Source organism: Pseudomonas sp. GW822-FHT04C11, assembly GCF_058800905.1.
Genome location: NZ_JBXAMS010000013.1, coordinates 79,508 through 96,549, shown reverse-complemented (window position 1 = coordinate 96,549; position 17,042 = coordinate 79,508). Strand labels below are relative to the sequence as shown.

The window sequence follows — 17,042 nt, the reverse complement described above, 5'->3', positions numbered from 1 at the left end:
CGTGACACAGCGGCGCACACGCCCATGGGGTATATCCCCGGCGTCTTTCATGCGGCTTTCCATTCCTCTGATCTAAATCAAATCCCGGCAGCCCATTCACGCAGACATTAATCATCAGCGTTCGCGCTCTCGCATTGGCGATAGCCGATGAAGAAATTGTCTCGTGGAGGTTTGCATGGCAACGCATGTGCACGGCACCCAACCGACTATTCCAGGCATTTCGCCTCGCCCTGCGGCGGGAAGCTTGCGCCAGCTGGAACCCAGGCGCCTGTCCTTGAGCCTGTTGATCGCTCTGGTGGTCGGCTCGATGATCGGCAGCGGTATTTTCAGCCTGCCCCAGAACATGGCTGCGGGCGCTGGTGCCGGCGCGATCCTGATTGGCTGGTTGATCACCGGCGTCGGCATGCTGTCACTGGCACTGGTCTATCAAACCTTGTCCAACCGCCAACCCGAACTGGATAACGGCGTGTTTGCCTATGCCCGCGCATTGGGCGGCGAATTCCTCGGTTTCAACTCGGCCTGGGGTTACTGGATCAGCGCGTGGATCGGTAACGTCAGTTACCTGGTGATTCTGTTCGCGGCGCTGAGTTACTTCTTCCCGCTATTCGGTGAAGGCAATAACAAAGCGGCCATTGCGGCGGCGTCGCTGGTGCTGTGGTCGTTGCACTGGATGATCCTGCGGGGCATGCGCACCGCAGCGCGGGCCAATGCCCTCACCACCCTGGCCAAGATCGTTCCGTTGCTTGTGTTTATCGGCCTGGTGATTGCGGCGTTCCAGCGCGAAACGTTTATGGTCGACTTCTGGGGTGCGCCGGCACTGGGCAGCACCCTGGATCAGGTCAAAAGCACGATGCTGGTCACCGTCTGGGTGTTTATCGGCATCGAGGGCGCCAACGTATTTTCCGCCCGTGCGGCAGAACGGGTGAATGTGGGACGGGCCACCGTCATCGGCTTTGTTCTCACCTTGTTGTTGCTGATTGCGGTGTCCCTGCTGTCACTGGGCATTCTCAGGCAACCGGAACTGGCCGCGCTGAAAAATCCTTCGATGAGTGGTGTGCTTGAGGCGGTGGCCGGCCCTTGGGGAGCGATGCTGATCAGCGTCGGCCTGATCATCTCGGTCGGCGGCGCGCTGCTCGCCTGGACGCTGCTGGCGGCAGAGTCGGTGTTCACACCGGCCAAGGAAAAAGTCATGCCGGGACCGCTGGCCCTGGAAAACACCCATGGCGCGCCTGCCAATGCCTTGTGGATTACCAACGGCTGCATCCAGCTATTCCTGCTGCTGACGCTGTATTCGAGCGCCAGTTACCTGGCCCTGATCTCTCTGGCGACCTCGATGATTCTGTTGCCGTACCTGTTCAGCGGCCTGTACGCGTTGAAGCTGACGTGGCAGGGCGCGACCTATGCCGGACACAAAGCCCTGCAACTGCGCGACATGGCGATTGCCTCGGTCGCAACCCTGTATTGCTTCTGGCTGTTATTCGCCGCAGGGCCGAAATACATGCTGCTCAGCGCCCTGCTCTATGCCCCCGGCTCACTGATTTACCTGGCCACCAAACGGGCTCGCCAGGGTCAAGCGCTGAACGGCTTTGAGTGGGGATTGTTGATCGTCATCTGGGCGGCGGCCGCTTTCGCCGGCTGGATGCTGTGGTCAGGGAAACTGGCCTTGTAAGGCCAAATCAATGAATGGATGTGTTTTTTCTCGAGGCAGGCACAGGTGTCCAAAACGTTTGCAGCCCACCTCGACATAGCCAAAGAGGAGAACTGAAAATGGCCAATTCCGTGAAAAAAGTACCGGTTCATACCGAAAAAAAAGCAAGTCCGCTCCCAGCGACGACTGACCTTTGGCGTCCTCTGCAAAAACTGCGGGAACAGGTCGATCACCTGTTCGAAGACTTCAATCGAGGTCCTTTGGGATTATCGCCATTCAGCCGTGGGCTGTTCGACGTCGAGCCGCTTTTATCTCGTGAACTGATGGGGTACGGCATCCCTGCCGTGGACATCACCGAGAAAGATAAAAGCTTCGATATCACTGTCGAACTGCCCGGTATGGACCAGAAGGACGTCGAGATCAAACTGTCCAACGGCAGCCTGATCATCAAAGGCGAAAAACAGGAAGACAAGGAAGAAAAAAGAAAGGGCTATTACCTGTCGGAGCGTCACTACGGCTCCTTCGAACGGATGTTCAACCTGCCGAAAGGGGTCGACGCCGACAAGATCGAAGCGAGCTTCAGCAAAGGTGTGCTGAGCATATCGCTACCGAAAAAGCCCGAAGCCATGAAACCGGAGAAAATTGTACCGATCAAAGGCAATTGAACCGATGACCGTCCTCCTCACCTTGCCGGGAAACCGGCAAGGTTTTTTTTTGCATCGAACATTATGACTCCCCCCCTATTGGCAGCCCGTCTATCCACTTGCCCGTTCGTATGCCTGTTTTCTGATGTGGATCAGATTTTTCCCCTGAGCGACTCCTATTCTCGAATTGCCCCCACGATTGGGTAGACATCATGAATATCGACTCGGTAAAACGTTGCACGCTGATAGGGGCAATCCTGATCGCCACGTGCCTTGCATTACCGGCCAACGCCGACCGACACGGAGGCGGTCATATCGGCGCTCCGTTCTGGTGGGGCATCGGTCTTGGCTTGGGACTGGGTTGGGAAGGCGCGTACCTTCGTGGTCCGTATTACTACCCCTCCTACCCGGTTTACTACTACCCGCCCCCTGTTTATTACTACCCGGCCAACCCGCCCGTGGTGGCAGCGCCCCCCAACACCCAGCCTGCGCCAAGCTGGTATTACTGCCCTTCAGCCAAAGGCTACTACCCTTATATACGCCAATGTCCTGAAGCGTGGCGCCTGGTTCCGGGGACTCCCTCGGGGCCCATACAGTGACAGGCGCAGCTGATTTCTCGGAGGTCATCCGGCACGTTGCTGACGAAAGGGAATGGAGCGTCTCAATCCCGCACCCACAGCCACTCATCCCCGGGCAGAACAGGCGCTCAGGAACGCCTTGAGTTCCTTCAGGGGACGGGTGTTGAGCACGTCGGTTTTTTCCAGCCAGGCACGGCGTGCCTGAGCGATTCCATACTGCAAATAGGCAAAGTCAACGGTGCGATGCGCATCCGAGTTGATGGCAATGAGCACCCCTTCATCCTTGGCGTAGCGGCACTGCAGGTCGAACAGGTCCATGCGTTGCGGCTGCGCATTGAGTTCCAGGCAACAACCACGCTGCCGGGCCGCCTTGATGATGACCGGCAGATCGAGGTTCAGCGGGTCGCGCTCATTGATCAGCCGGCACAACGGGTGCGCCAGAATCGTGAAATAGCGATGATCCATGGCCCGGAGCAAGCGTTGGGTCTGTTGACGCATCGTCAGGCCGAAATGGCTGTGTACGGCGCCGACCACCAGGTCCAGACGCCTGAGGATATCGTCCGGCAGGTCCAGGCTACCGTCTTCGAGAATGTCCACCTCGATGCCCTTGAGCAAGGTCACGCCCCGCAAGCGGCTGTTGAGCGCATCGATCTGGTCGATGTGCTTGAGCAGCCGGTCGGCATCCAGGCCATGGGCCACTCTGAGGGACCGCGAATGCTCGGTAATCGCCAGATAGTCCAGCCCGGCCTCCCGCGCGGCAAATGCCATCTCTTCCAGGCTGTTGCCCCCATCCGAGGCGCGGGTGTGAGCATGCAAATCGCCCTTGAGGTCGCTCAACTCGATCAGCCTGGGTAACTGACCTGCCTCTGCCGCGGCAATCTCACCGCGATTCTCGCGCAGTTCCGGTGTCATCCATTCCAGCCCCAGCGCCTGGTAAACGGAATCTTCGGTGGTGCCGGCCACACATTTTTTTGCCCTGAAGAGGCCATATTCACTGAGCTTGAGACCTTGCTTCTGAGCCCGTTGGCGAATCGCGATGTTATGCGCTTTGCTGCCAGTGAAATACACCAGGGCGGCGCCATAGACCGCCGGCTCGACCACCCGCAGATCCACCTGCATGCCGGTGCCCAGTATTACGCTGGTACGGGTGCGCCCCTGTGCCAGCACGCTGGCAATGTCCGGATGCTGGATAAAGTGCGCCGTGACGTCCACCGACGGTGCCGCGGCCACCAGAATATCGATATCGCCGATGGTGTCGCGCATCCGTCGCAAGCTGCCGGCAACCGTGGCTGCCTCAACGCCTGGCAGCTGCTGCAGGTACTCGGTCAGTCGCAGGGCCACCGGCGCCACAAAGGCCAATGGCAACCGGCGGTCCCTGCCAATGCCCTTCTGCGCGGCGTTCAACAGTCGGGCTTCCATCTTTTCGCCGAAGCCAGGTAGATGGCGAATGCGCCCCTCTTTGGCCGCCTGACACAGTTGCTGCGCGGTTTCGATGCCCAGGTCGTGATAGAGATGTTTGACGCGTTTTGGGCCCAGCCCGGCGATGGAAAGCAGATCGACCAGCCCCAAGGGCAATGTCGTGCGCAGGCGTTGGCGCAGAGCGCAATCGCCGGTGGTGACGATTTCGTTGATCTTGCCGGCAAGGTCGACCCCAATGCCCGTGAGTTTGGGCAGCGGCTCACCGCGCACGATCAGCTTCGCGACCTCAAAGGTCAAAGCCCTCAGGGTTCGCGCGGCATTGCGGTAAGCGCGGATACGGAAGGGATTGGCGTCCTCGATTTCCAGCAGATCGGCGATATCGTCAAAAATCCCGGCGATTTGATCATTACCCATCGCCTGCCCGGCCTTGGCCGATGAAGAGGGCGAGGTTGGCAACGGCTCTGGAAGCGGTGCCGCAGTGAGCTTCATGGCGCAATCCTGACTCAGTGGAGGTCACTGGGTCAGGATTGCCGATCCCGCCACACGGTCATTGATATAGATCAGACAGTGCCTGAAGGCCTGGAACCGCGACGTGCCCCTAGGCTCATCGCCGGTGCCGCGAAGGCCCTCATTTTTTTGCCCCGAGTGTCGCAATGTAATGCGCGACAGAGGCGGCATCTTCGTCAGACAGGGAATGAGTGACCTGCTTCATCAGCTCGCCACGCGGGCGCTGGTCAGTCTGCTGGAACACCTTGAGCTGGCGGATCATATACTCGGCATGTTGACCTGCCAGGCGCGGAAACTGGCCATTGCCCTCGCCCTCGGCACCATGGCAGGAGCTGCACTGGGCGACACCCGAGCCAGGCAAGCCCTTGCGGAAGATCAATTCGCCGCGTGCATCAAACTTGTCGGCGTCAGCCTTCATGGGGCTCTGGCTGGAAAAATAGTCCGCCAGTTCGTTGATCTGGGTCTCTGTCAAATGGGTAAATCCCCACATGTACTGGGTCCCGGTTTTATCGCTGCGGACATGGCCCTTGAAGTCAGTCAGTTGCAGCTTCAGGTATTCCTTTTGCTGGCCGGCCAGCTTGGGAAACATCGGCGAGACGGACTCCCCCGTCAATCCGTGGCACATGGAGCAAACCTTGTCGACCATGGCGATGCCGGACATCGGCGAGGTTTTCTCCGAGGCCTGCTCGGTCGTACCGGTGCAGCCCGTGAGCGCAACCACGCAGAGGGCAAGCAATAAATGCGATCGATTGAAAGTACTCTTCACGCCCGTTGCGTTCATGGTCTACGCCTCTGCGTTCAACTGATCAAAACGCGTACCACATATAAAGATAGGTGGTGTCGTTTTCGCTGGCATCACGGCCATTGCCGTCATAGTTGTTCGTTGCGCCCAAATAGCGGGTGAAATAGTTGTATTGGAGCCCGACCCTGAGGTTCTGCATCGGTAACCAGAACACCTCGGGCGTCCACATCTGTGTATCGGGTGAAAAACTGGCACTGTCCGGGTACGCCGTGGCATCCGAGCTGCCATTGACATTGGTATACGCCAGGCTCGCACCATACTTGGCACCGTACACATAACTGCCCTTCAGTTTGAAGGATCGCAGGGTTGCAGGTCCGTCGAAGAGGGTCTGGGTGCCATCCCTGATTTCTTCCCTGACATAACGTATCTGTGCCGTGAAAGTATGGGGCTCAAGGAGGTATTGATACTGGCCATCGAAGCCTACGTCCCGGTACTCGGTACTGCCCTGGCCATGGATCGGATTGTTGGAGTCGTCCAGGGGCAGAATTTTGGCATTCATCGCAAAGGCCCCCAGCATCACGTTCTGGGCCCCCCATTCGTAGGTATAGGCCAGCCGTGCATAAGGGCTTGAGCCATCCATGTACGTCAACGGATGGTAGGTGTCGCCCTTCTTGTTGCCCAGGCTCAGAAACTGCCATGTGTCTTTGGCGGTCTGGTAGGAGGTCAGCTCCAGATACAACGACTTGTTCAAATAAACATAGGCACCGATACCCGCCACCTGTTGAGCCAATCCCCCCTCGATCAGTGTAGAGGTCGGGACCCCGCCAAAGGCGCCCAGGGTTGAACTGACATACGGATAGCCCCACGCAGGCGTGCTGTTCCAGACATCCTGAACCGTGGGGTTGTTATGCAATGTGACGCCCCAGATGACATCTCGTGAGGCATCCAGCCGGCTGTCTGCATAACGCAGGTCAAAGTTGTCCGAGCCCAGGTGACTGACCCAATTACCCGAGGCGTCCTGGTGGTCATAGGAGCTGTAGGTGAATTGGGCAAAGCCGCCGATAACGTCAGTGATTTTTCCACCAAGGAACACGCTGCCGAAATCAATGATGAATTGCTTGTCTTTGGGTGAAATCGAGCTGCCCGCACCGTCGCTGTTGTTACGCGTCGAGGTGAAATCACCGACGATCATCGCGGCCAGGGGGTTGGTTTGTACGCCGTTGGTGTACCCCGTCAGCTTGAACAGACGCCCATAAGGTGTCAGCTCGGGAAATTGCCCGCCGGCATGGCAGGCAATGCAACTTTGTCCGGTTTGGCGTGCAAAGGAAGGCAAGGCCTGCGCTGACTGACAAAACAGCAGCACTGATAACGCCACCAGCAGGGTGCCCGGTCGCCGGAGTAATGTGATTAAAAAAGCTGACCCGGAAAAAAACGACTGCACCACCGACTTCATCCCGCCTGCTTCGCCGTCCTTCACATTCATCTCAGCTCCCTCTGAAAAGAGACTGTCGAACGATTTAAACCTGAATGGAGCCTAGTCAGACGCTAGCCATTTACAAGTGCTGGCGCGCGCTGCGCCACTCAAGTCCGCAACGCACATCACGCACATCGCGTCAGGTCATCTTCAGCAGCCTGCGGACGCGCGATCCAGACACGTTCTCCTGGGGCATTGCAGCCTTTGTTGACGAAACTCAATGAATCGTCTGGACCAAGGTGTAGGAATAATCAAAGAAGCAGCCCAGCGGGCTGCACGTCGGTTAACCCCTCCTCTTGATAGGGACGACGCTCATGACCTCTCCTTCGCAAAAACTGCTGGAAAAACTTTACGGTCCGCGCAGCACTGTTGCGAGAACCACTATTGCCCCTCTGTTACGTCAATATGCGGAACCGCTGCCGGAATTGAATTCAGACGCCTTCGGTGAAATGTTCGACCGTTACGCTGATGCGCGGGTAGTGATGATCGGTGAGGCCAGCCATGGCACCAGCGACTTCTACCGAACCCGTGCGGCGATTACCCAAAGGTTGATTGAGCAGCACGGGTTCACGATTGTGGCGGTTGAAGCGGACTGGCCAGATGCCGCGCATGTTGACCATTATGTCCGCGGGCTGGCCCATACAGCCTGGAAACGGCATATCTTCAGCCGATTCCCGACCTGGATGTGGCGCAATACCGATGTGAAAGCATTCGCCCACTGGCTGCATCAATACAACCACAAGCACGCCCCCGAGCGTCGAGTCGAGTTTCGCGGATTGGACGTCTACAGTTTGCGCAATTCCATCCACGAGGTCCTGAGTTATCTGGAGCGGGTCGACCCGCATCTGGCACACGAAGCACGACGGCGCTATGGCTGCCTGACTCCCTGGCAGGATGAACCTGCGTTGTACGGCCACTTTGTTGAACGTGGTGGGCTGATGCCCTGCGAGCAAGCAGTGGTCGAGCAGCTCCATGACATGCTGGCCGAGCAGCTGGCCGGGCTTATCCACGATGACGAGGCGTTCTTCGATGCCACGCAAAACGCCCGGGTCGTCCGGGCGGCGGAACAATACTACCGAGCGATTTATCGAGGCTCGACCGCCTCCTGGAACCTGCGTGACCGGCACATGTTCGACACACTGCGGGGGTTGCTTGAGCACCGAGGCGCTCACGCCAAGGCCGTGGTCTGGGCGCACAACTCCCATATCGGCAATGCCGCTGCCACGGAAATGGGCTGGAAGGGCCAGTTCAACATCGGTCAGCTGTGTCGCAGCGCCTATGGGCGCGATGTCGTTCTGATCGGCATGAGCACCGACCGTGGCCAGGTGGCGGCAGCCGATGACTGGGACGCCGACATGCTCATCAAGGACATCCGGCCATCTCGCCCGGACAGTTGGGAACATCAGTTCCTTAAAGCCGGCGTCCCCGCGTCTTTGACCGACTGGCGAGATCCCCTGCGCGAAGACCTGCGCAAGGCGCTGTCCGAGCCTCTGCTGGAGCGGGCCATCGGGGTGATTTACCGCCCCGAAAGCGAGCGCAGCAGCCACTATTTCGAGTCGGTGCTGGCCGAGCAATTTGACGCCATGGTGTGGATTGAACAGACGCAAGCGGTGACGGCGCTGCCTCTGCCGAAAAGCCAGGCGCTGGAACCGGAAGACGAAACCTTTCCGTTTGGCGTGTGATACCGGTCAGGGACTGATGGAGGTCTCTGAACGAGTACCACGCAGATGTCTCTCGAACCAGTCGCCAGCAAGTCTGGCGACTTCTTCGAGGGTGCCTGGTTCTTCAAACAGATGCGTAGCACCCTCCACGACTTCCAGACGCTGTTCACAGCGCAGAACGTGACTGCTTTGCACGTTCAGACGCACTACCACCGGGTCCTCTGCTCCGACGATTTGCAAGGTCGGCGCCCTTACCTGGGACAGCGCCGCACCTGCCAGGTCGGTCCGCCCTCCCCGGCTGACCACCGCATGGACCACGTCCGGGCGCTCGGCCGCCGCCAACAACGCCGCAGCGGCCCCGGTGCTTGCGCCAAACAGCCCGATCCGCAGCGATTGCAGTTCCGCGTCCCGGCCAATCCAGTCGATCACCTGCACCAGTCGCCGGGAAAGCATCGCGATATCGAAACGCAGCTCCCGCGTCACGTTATCCAGGCGCTGCTCCGGCTCCGTGAGTAAATCGAACAACAACGTGCCCAGCCGCCGCCGGCCCAGAGATTCTGCAACCTGCTGGTTACGAGGGCTTGAACGGCTGCTGCCGCTGCCATGGACAAAAACCACCAATCCGGCAGCATTCATCGGCAGACGCAGGTCGGCTGACAGCTCCACGTCCTCCAGGCTCAGTTTTCGATAGTGAGACTCAAGCATCGGAGTTCTCCTGAGGGGCAATGCCCGTACTGGACTCGCGTTGCCAGGCTCTTTGCAATAGATCGATGACTTCCGCATCCGAGGTCTGGGTGAAGTTCATGTACCAATAGCCGATCGACATCAGCCACTCGGGAATGAGCGGACACACCACCTCATCCACTTCGGTGCGCAGCGCCTCGACCGTCTCAAGCGGCGCCACGGGCACGGCAACGACAATGCGCGACGGTGCTTGCAGGCGCACAGCGTGGATCGCGGCCATCATCGAGGCCCCTGTCGCCAGGCCATCGTCGACCAGAATCACCACCTGGTCCTTGAGTACCACCGGCGCACGCGTTGACCGGTACAAATGCTCACGACGAGAGAGTTCCCGGGTTTCCCGGGCGACCACGGCATCGAACGTATCCTGATCAATCGGGTGAGCCCGTAGCGCCCCCTCATTGACGATTTGTACGCCGCCACTGGCAATGGCGCCCATGGCGTATTCTGGCTGGGAAGGAACTCCCAACTTGCGGACCAGCATCAGGTCCAGGCGAACCTCCAGGGCTGTCGCTACTTCATAGGCCACCGGAACCCCGCCACGGGGCAAGGCCAGAACGATGACATCCGGTCGATGAGCGTATTTGCGCAGCGGCTCAACCAGGGTTCGACCGGCAGCGGTCCGGTCGCGCAAGGTGGTTTGCAGTAAGGGACTGTGTGTCATTTGAAAACCTCCTGAAGCCATCGGGCCAAATCCATACCGCCAGAACGCCGCAAGGCAGCCATACAGGACAGGTTCAGTCGTACTGCCGAGAAGCCTTTACAACCCATGAGCGCGCGGCAAGTGCTCAGCTATGTGCCAATACCCTTTTTTAAATTCAGAATCCTCCCATGAAGTCTCCCCGGTCTTGATTTATATCAAGTCCCCGCGCAAGGCACAGATGCCCGGCGCCGTCAGCTACGGCCCCCTTGCGCTATGATCAATCTATCGGCCCTGAACGGGAGACTGCCATGCCGACCCTACCTGCGAGTCAGCGGTTGCGCGTGTACGACAGCGATGAACTCGACAGGGTACTGCAGGCGATGGCGCGCCAGGCTGCGGCACTGTTGCCGCCTACTCAAGCGGTACTGATCGGCATCCAGCGCCGCGGCGAGCCGCTGGCACAGCGTTTACAGCAACATCTGTCGCGTCAGACCGGCCAGCCGGAACTGCCTCTTTACCCCCTGAAGGTCAAGCGCTATGCCGATGATCTCAGCGTGCTGCATGCACACACGCAATTGACCGAAAACCCGCTTCTGGGCGCACTGGACCTCGCCAGTACCACCCTGCTTGTTGTCGATGACGTGCTGTTTGAAGGCCATTCGCTGCTGCGCACCTGCGCGTATCTGGCGCAACTCGGTGCGCGTCGGGTCTACACCGCGGTATTGGTCGATCGGCACGTCTGCCAGCAGCCGATTCATGCCGATATTGTCGGCGTGCATCTGCAAGTTGCCGCCAATGACATCGTCGAATGCAACGTACCGCCCTACGAAGCGGAGTTTTGCATCGAAGTTCTGCGTCATGGTGCCGCCCACTGACGGCAGTGCCTTGAAGGAGCCATCACATGCTCACCGAACGCCCGCTTCTGTTTGCCCTGCAAGGCAGTGAGCACTACGCGAGCCGCGTCGCGCAGCGGCTTGGCTGTCAACTGGCGCGCCACGAAGAGCGTGACTATGAAGATGGCGAGCATAAATGCCGCCCGTTGGAATCAGTCAACGGTCGCGAGGTGGTGGTGTTCCATTCCTTGTATGGGGATGACCGGCAGAGCGCAAACGACAAGCTGTGTCGGTTGCTGTTTTTTTGTGGCGCACTCAAGGATGCCGGCGCTCACCAGGTGCAGGCCGTGACGCCCTACCTCTGCTACGGGCGCAAGGATCGTCGTACCCAACCTCAGGACCCGACGATCACCCGCTACGTGGCGGCCATGATTGAAGCCTGCGGCGTGGATCGCCTGGTGGCCCTGGAAGTGCACAACCCGGCAGCGTTTGATAACGCCTTTCGCATTCCCACCTGGAACGTGCAGTGCGCGGAATTGTTCGCCCGGCATTTCGCCGGGTTCGTCGGCGACGCCGAGGTGGTGTCGGTTTCCCCGGACGCCGGCGGCACCAAGCGGGCCGAGCAGTTTCGCCAGGCCCTGGAGCGGCAACTGGGACGCCCGGTGGGCGGTGCGCTGATGGAAAAGCACCGTGCTCAAGCGACGTTCACCGGCACGCTGCTGGTGGGTGAAGTGCTGGGTAAAACCGCGATCATTTTCGACGACCTGATCAGCACCGGTGAAACGCTGATGCATGCGGGCCTCGCCTGCCAGCAGGCCGGTGCCACCCGGTTATTTGCAGCCGCCACCCATGGTTTGTTCACCGGTGGCAGCGACCTGCTCGACAAGCCACTGTTTGAACACCTGGCGATCTCTGACAGCGTGCCTCCGTTTCGCCTGCCAGCCGACTGTGTGACGCGCCACTTGCACGTGCTCGACAGCACCGCACTGATTGCCACCTTGCTGGCTGAAAACGGAGCGTTTGCTACCGTCTGAGCACGGGCGGCCTCCTGCTCAGCCAATCCAGCGGATCTCGGGGTCCTTGTGCTGGACGGGCGCAGGCGCAGACTTCGGATGGCCAACGATGATGGGCGCCACGGGCCTCGATCCAGCAGGGAGACCCAATACATGCTTGCCCTCCGGCGTATTGAGAAAGCCCTGGGCAAAACCGATCCAGCAGGTGCCGAGTCCTTCAGCGTACGCGGCAAGCATCAGATTCTCGGCCGCCAGGGCGCAGTCTTCGACGATCCACGGACCTGGCGCGCTCCCCGAAATCAGGATGAGCACCGGTGCGTGATAGAAGATCTGGAAGCCTGGATCGTTGAGCATCGAATAAAAGTGCTCGGACTGGGTCCCTGCGGGCACTGTCGCGAGCAGGTGGGCCTTCGCTTCGCGCGAGACCCGATCCAGCAGTTGCTGATCGCGGATCACTGTGAACGTCCACGGTTGTTGGTTGACTGCGCTGGGCGCCTGGACGGCGGTATTGATCAAGCGACGAATGATGAGTTCATCAACCGCTTCTTTCGTGTATTCACGCGTCGAGCGACGGCCCGAGATTGCCTCGTTGATATTCATGGCGGCAGCCTCAAATATTGTCGTTTCATACAGTGGCCCGCCAACGAGGATCTACTATTGATTTAGATCAAATCAGGGCAAAACCTGCCAAACGGGGGGAGCTTATATGAGCAGCGCGATCCGGCTTCTGGTGTGCGCTGTGCTGGTGTGCATCGGCGGGCTGGCCTGGGGCGCGGACAGTACCGGGCAAAGCGCCGAACCACGCGTCACGATCCTCGTTTACCACCGTTTTTCGCAGACGCTGGATGACTCGATGACCGTGCGCATGAGCACCTTCGAAACCCAGTTACGCGTCCTGCACGAGCATGGCTACCACATCGTGCCGCTGCGTGAGGTGGTCAATTGGTTGCAGGACCCCAATGCGACGCTACCGCACAAGCCGGTGGCGATCACCGTCGACGACGGGCATCGTTCGGTATTCGAAAAACTGCTGCCCATCGTGCAGCGCGAGCGTTTTCCGGTCACGCTGTTCATCTACCCATCGGCGATCTCGAACGCCTCCTACGCAATGACCTGGGAGCAACTGCGCAGCCTGAAACAGACCGGACTCTTTGACATCCAGGGGCACACGTACTGGCATCCCAATTTCAAGGTCGAGCGCAGACACCGTACGCCGGCAGATTTCCAGCAATTCGTGCGCATGCAACTCGACAAATCCCGTCAACGCCTGGAGGCGCAAACCGGTACGCATATCGACATGCTCGCGTGGCCTTTCGGGATCTACGACGACGAGTTGATCGCACTCGCCGCCGACGACGGTTATGTGGTCGCCTTCACACTGGACGCGCGCAAGGCGGACCGGCATGCGCGGCTGCTCGCGCTGCCGCGTTTTCTGATGACCGATGCCTACGGCGCCAGCGCATTCGCGCACCTGCTTGGCGAACCGAACACCCCGACGATGCCCGCAACGGAGAGCGCACGATGACCTTTATCAGCGCAGTGAGGCGCTATGCAATCGCGACGCTGCTCGTCGTCTTTACTACCCTGTTGAGCCAGCGAGGCGCCCTGGCCGTCACGGGTGTCGTGCTCGACTCAAGCACGCAGAATCCGCTCGCCGACGCGATCATCACCACATCGGCGGGTGTGATGCGTACCGACGAACACGGGCAGTTCGAAATCGCTCAGGCGGTGGAGAACGTTGCGGCCCGCGCTCCAGGGTATTTGCGCACCGAAGCCAAGGTGTCCGGCGATACACCTTTGACGCTCGCGTTGACCCCGTTTCGCCCGAAAGCGCTGTATTTGTCGGTGTTCGGCGTGACCAACAAGACGTTGCGCAATAATGCCCTCAGCCTTGCCGAAAGCAGCGAGATCAATGCGCTGGTGATTGACGTCAAGGGCGACCGCGGCCTGACGCCGTATCGCAGCGCGGCGCGCGAGGCCATCGGCGCGGCTGCCCAGGTGACGGTGCGCGCACCACAGGACCACGACTTTGCGGCGCTGCTGGCCCGACTACATGAGCAACACCTGTATCTGATCGCGCGCATCGTGGTGTTCAAGGACGACCCGCTCGCCAGCGCGCATCCAGAGTGGAGCGTGCACACCACAGACGGCCAACCGTGGCGCGATCTCGAGAAGCTGCAATGGATGGATCCGTTTTCGCAGGATGTATGGCGGCACAATCTGGACGTCGCCGAGGAGGCGGCGCAGATGGGCTTCGACGAGGTCCAGTTCGACTATGTGCGCTTTCCCGACAAGAGCGGGCTGCACTTCGCCCTGTCCAATACCCGGCGCAACCGGACCGCGGCGATCGTCGGTTTCCTGCAGGCCGCACGCACACGGCTGGCGCCCTACAATGTATTCGTCTCTGCGGACATCTTCGGCTACGTCTGCTGGAATCTGGACGATACCGCGATCGGCCAGCAAATCGAATTGCTCGGCGAGCCGCTCGACTATATTTCACCGATGCTCTACCCGTCCGGTTTTACCTGGGGGCTGCCGGGCTTGACCAATCCGGTCAGCGATCCCGCTCAGATCGTCAGACGCTCCCTGGCGGAAGCAATCAAGCGCACCCATCTGCCGGGGGTGCGTTTTCGTCCGTGGCTGCAAGCCTTTCGCGACTATGCGTTCGATCGTCGCTTGTTTGACGCAGAGGCGATCAGTGCCCAGATCAACGCCGCCAACGCAGCCGGCACCGATGGATGGATGTTATGGAATCCACACAATCACTACAACGCCGCCGATATGCCGCACCCTTGATCGGTGCGCTGAAACGCTGGGTAATGCTGCTTGCAATGGCGGCGGCGCAGTTTGCCGGTGCCGCCGATTTCGATGCGGTGGCGCGCCTGCAAGCCGCACAGATCGTCGAGGGGCAGATCACTGCCGGACGGATTCCGGGGGCCGTCGTGCTGATCGGGGACGCCACGCATGTGTTCTATCGCCAGGCCTTTGGGCAACGCGCAACAACGCCCGACCCCGAACCGATGACGCTGAGCACCGAGTTCGATCTTGCGTCGCTGACCAAGGTCATCGCGACCACCACGGCGATCATGCAACTGGCCGAAGCCGGCCGCATCGACCTGGACGCACGCGTTGCACAGTATTGGCCGGCCTTTGCGGCCTTCGGCAAAGACCCGGTGACCGTTCGTCATCTGCTGGCGCACACCTCCGGCCTGCTGCCAGACCTGCCGGTGCGGCCACTGCATCCGGACCGCGAAGGCGTCTTGAGCGCGATTGCGGCGCAGCGTCTGCGGAGCGTGCCAGGTGAGCGCGTCATCTACAGTGACCTGAATTTCGTGGTGCTGGGCGAACTGGTCGAGCGCATCACCCACCGCACGCTCGACGCGTATTGCCAGGCCTACATCTTCGGCCCGCTCGGTATGCGCGACACGGTCTTTGTGCCGGACCCCGGGCGAGCGGCCCGCAGTGCACCGACACTGGCGAACAAGGCCGGTATCCGCCGCGGCCGGGTGCACGATCCGACTGCTGAATGGATGGGCGGCGTCTCCGGCAACGCCGGGCTGTTTTCCACCGCGGATGACCTCGCCCGCTTCGCGCAGATGATGCTCAACCAAGGGCGCGCGGGCGGCCTGCAGATTCTGCGGCCAGCGAGCATTGCCGCGCTCACCAGTGCCGCCTCGCCGCTCGCGACTCCACCGTGGCGCGGACTCGGCTGGGACCTGGCCGCACCGTTCGCGTCGAACCACGACCGTCTGCCACCGATTGGCATGATTGGCCACACCGGATACACCGGCACCGGCCTGTGGATCGATCCGCTGACGCGCCAATTCATCGTTATCCTGACCAACCGCGTGTACCCGGACGACCGCGGTGACGCCCGCCCGCTGCGTGCACAGTTGCTCGCGCTGCTGGCCAGCCGGGCTCCACCTGCGAGCGTCGCGCAAATTGGCCAATGGCTGCCATCGACGTTACCGGCGCTGAGTGCCGCCGATCGCCTGCCGATCTCGACGGGCCCGGTGCAGACCGGCATCGACGTGCTCGAGGCGCAGCGGTTTACGCCGCTCACCGGCAAGCGCGTGGGTTTGATCACCAATCGCAGCGGTTTCGACGCCGAGGGCCGGCGCACCGTCGACGTACTCGCGCACGCGCCTGGCGTCAGGCTGGCCGCACTGTTCTCGCCGGAGCATGGGCTGAATATCGATGTGGACGAGCGGGTCGGCGACACCCTCGACACCGCGACGGGCCTCACCGTACACAGTCTCTACGGCGCGGCGCGGCGCTTTCCGCCCGGTTCGCTCGCCGGACTGGATGCGCTGGTCTTTGACATCCAGGATGCCGGCGTGCGCTTCTTCACCTACGAGACGACGCTCGGCTACGCACTGGAGGCCGCGGCGGCGCGGCGCATTCCACTGTTCGTGCTGGACCGGCCCGATCCGCTCGGGGCGCAGCAATTCGGCGGACCGGTGCTGGACAGCCGTCAAGAATCATTCACCGGCTATTTCCCGGCGCCGCTGCAACCGGGCATGACGGTCGGCGAACTGGCGAGTCTGTTCAACCGCAACAAGCACATTGGCGCGGATCTGCGCGTGGTGCCGATGCAGGGCTACCGGCGTGAGATGACCTTCGCCGACACCGGGCTCGGCTGGGTGCCGCTCTCGCCAAACCTGCGCACGTTGTCCCAGCTGGACCTCTACCCGGATGTCGGTTTGCTCGAGGGCGCGAGACTGAGCGTGGGACGCGGCACACCGCATCCGTTCGAGTGGATCGGCGCGCCGTGGATCAACGCGACCCAGCTCGCCCATGCGCTGAATGCCCTCAACGTTGGCGCGCATTTCGAGCCGATCGACTTCGTGCCCACTGAATCGAACTGGCACGGTCAGCTCTGTCATGGCGTGAGCATCACGCGCAACCCGGTGCCTGAGCAACGGCCCGTCGCACGCCTGGGATTGGCACTGCTTGCCACGCTGCATGCGCTCTATCCCGGTGCGTTCGATATTGCGGCGACCCGCGGCTCAATCGGCTCGCAAATCGTCTGGCAAGCCATTCGCGACGGCATAGCGCCTGACGCCGCGCTAGCGCTCGATGCCGCAGCGCTTGAGCGGTTCGCGCGATTGCGGCAGGAGAACTTGTTCTACTGAACTT

Annotated in this window: 15 protein-coding genes; 9 read left to right on the top strand and 6 right to left on the bottom strand. The window is 60.7% G+C overall.

From position 1 onward, the window contains the following. Nucleotides 1-175 precede the first annotated feature (175 nt). From arcD to AC1RJ3_RS20490, 3 genes are all read left to right on the top strand, one after another. Complete coding sequence (gene arcD, locus AC1RJ3_RS20500) at nucleotides 176-1,669, top strand: arginine-ornithine antiporter (protein ID WP_493080170.1); 1,494 nt, start codon at nucleotides 176-178, stop codon at nucleotides 1,667-1,669. 98 nt (nucleotides 1,670-1,767) lie between these two features. Beyond that, nucleotides 1,768-2,313, top strand: coding sequence for an Hsp20/alpha crystallin family protein (locus AC1RJ3_RS20495; protein ID WP_103316140.1), 546 nt, complete (start codon nucleotides 1,768-1,770; stop codon nucleotides 2,311-2,313). A gap of 191 nt (nucleotides 2,314-2,504) precedes the next feature. Then, nucleotides 2,505-2,891, top strand: a complete 387-nt coding sequence (locus tag AC1RJ3_RS20490) for a hypothetical protein (RefSeq protein WP_103316139.1) — start codon at nucleotides 2,505-2,507, stop codon at nucleotides 2,889-2,891. Nucleotides 2,892-2,975: 84 nt separating this feature from the next. Here the strand turns inward: AC1RJ3_RS20490 and polX are convergent, their stop codons facing one another. The 3 genes from polX to AC1RJ3_RS20475 all read right to left on the bottom strand — a co-directional run bounded on the left by polX (nucleotide 2,976) and on the right by AC1RJ3_RS20475 (nucleotide 7,021). Further along, entirely contained in the window at nucleotides 2,976-4,778 is a 1,803-nt protein-coding gene (gene polX, locus AC1RJ3_RS20485) for a DNA polymerase/3'-5' exonuclease PolX (RefSeq protein ID WP_493080168.1), read from the bottom strand. Between the two features lie 139 nt (nucleotides 4,779-4,917). Then, complete coding sequence (locus tag AC1RJ3_RS20480) at nucleotides 4,918-5,577, bottom strand: c-type cytochrome (RefSeq protein WP_493080166.1); 660 nt, start codon at nucleotides 5,575-5,577, stop codon at nucleotides 4,918-4,920. Between the two features lie 25 nt (nucleotides 5,578-5,602). Continuing rightward, on the bottom strand, nucleotides 5,603-7,021 hold the full coding sequence (locus AC1RJ3_RS20475; RefSeq protein ID WP_493080164.1) for a cytochrome C: 1,419 nt from the start codon (nucleotides 7,019-7,021) through the stop codon (nucleotides 5,603-5,605). A gap of 305 nt (nucleotides 7,022-7,326) precedes the next feature. Here AC1RJ3_RS20475 and AC1RJ3_RS20470 point away from each other — a divergent pair, with 305 nt between their 5' ends. Then, a complete protein-coding gene (locus AC1RJ3_RS20470) occupies nucleotides 7,327-8,694 on the top strand; it encodes an erythromycin esterase family protein (protein ID WP_054596514.1) in 1,368 nt (455 codons plus the stop codon). A 6-nt stretch (nucleotides 8,695-8,700) separates the two neighbouring features. Here the strand turns inward: AC1RJ3_RS20470 and AC1RJ3_RS20465 are convergent, their stop codons facing one another. Further along, nucleotides 8,701-9,378: a dienelactone hydrolase family protein gene (locus AC1RJ3_RS20465; protein WP_054596513.1), complete on the bottom strand. Its 678-nt coding sequence runs from the start codon at nucleotides 9,376-9,378 to the stop codon at nucleotides 8,701-8,703. Beyond that, nucleotides 9,371-10,078, bottom strand: a complete 708-nt coding sequence (locus AC1RJ3_RS20460) for a phosphoribosyltransferase (protein ID WP_493080161.1) — start codon at nucleotides 10,076-10,078, stop codon at nucleotides 9,371-9,373. Before AC1RJ3_RS20460 ends, AC1RJ3_RS20465 begins: the two co-directional genes overlap by 8 nt. Nucleotides 10,079-10,365: 287 nt before the next feature. On the opposite strand from AC1RJ3_RS20460, the gene AC1RJ3_RS20455 reads away from it, so the two are divergent. Beyond that, complete coding sequence (locus AC1RJ3_RS20455) at nucleotides 10,366-10,932, top strand: bifunctional pyr operon transcriptional regulator/uracil phosphoribosyltransferase PyrR (RefSeq protein WP_493080159.1); 567 nt, start codon at nucleotides 10,366-10,368, stop codon at nucleotides 10,930-10,932. Between the two features lie 26 nt (nucleotides 10,933-10,958). After that, nucleotides 10,959-11,924: a ribose-phosphate diphosphokinase gene (locus AC1RJ3_RS20450; protein WP_427539834.1), complete on the top strand. Its 966-nt coding sequence runs from the start codon at nucleotides 10,959-10,961 to the stop codon at nucleotides 11,922-11,924. 18 nt (nucleotides 11,925-11,942) lie between these two features. Here AC1RJ3_RS20450 and AC1RJ3_RS20445 read toward each other — a convergent pair whose 3' ends face one another. Next, nucleotides 11,943-12,503: a nitroreductase family protein gene (locus tag AC1RJ3_RS20445; RefSeq protein WP_493080156.1), complete on the bottom strand. Its 561-nt coding sequence runs from the start codon at nucleotides 12,501-12,503 to the stop codon at nucleotides 11,943-11,945. Nucleotides 12,504-12,609: 106 nt separating this feature from the next. On the opposite strand from AC1RJ3_RS20445, the gene AC1RJ3_RS20440 reads away from it, so the two are divergent. Genes AC1RJ3_RS20440 through AC1RJ3_RS20430 form a run of 3 tightly spaced genes read left to right on the top strand, consistent with a single transcriptional unit; the run spans nucleotide 12,610 to nucleotide 17,038 of the window. Next, entirely contained in the window at nucleotides 12,610-13,428 is an 819-nt protein-coding gene (locus tag AC1RJ3_RS20440; RefSeq protein WP_493080154.1) for a polysaccharide deacetylase family protein, read from the top strand. Continuing rightward, nucleotides 13,425-14,699 (top strand): putative glycoside hydrolase, encoded by a 1,275-nt coding sequence (locus AC1RJ3_RS20435; RefSeq protein ID WP_347927384.1) that lies wholly within the window; start codon nucleotides 13,425-13,427, stop codon nucleotides 14,697-14,699. The genes AC1RJ3_RS20440 and AC1RJ3_RS20435 overlap by 4 nt, the downstream gene beginning before the upstream one ends. Next, nucleotides 14,651-17,038: a serine hydrolase gene (locus tag AC1RJ3_RS20430; RefSeq protein ID WP_493080152.1), complete on the top strand. Its 2,388-nt coding sequence runs from the start codon at nucleotides 14,651-14,653 to the stop codon at nucleotides 17,036-17,038. Before AC1RJ3_RS20435 ends, AC1RJ3_RS20430 begins: the two co-directional genes overlap by 49 nt. The last annotated feature ends 4 nt before the right edge of the window (nucleotides 17,039-17,042 follow it).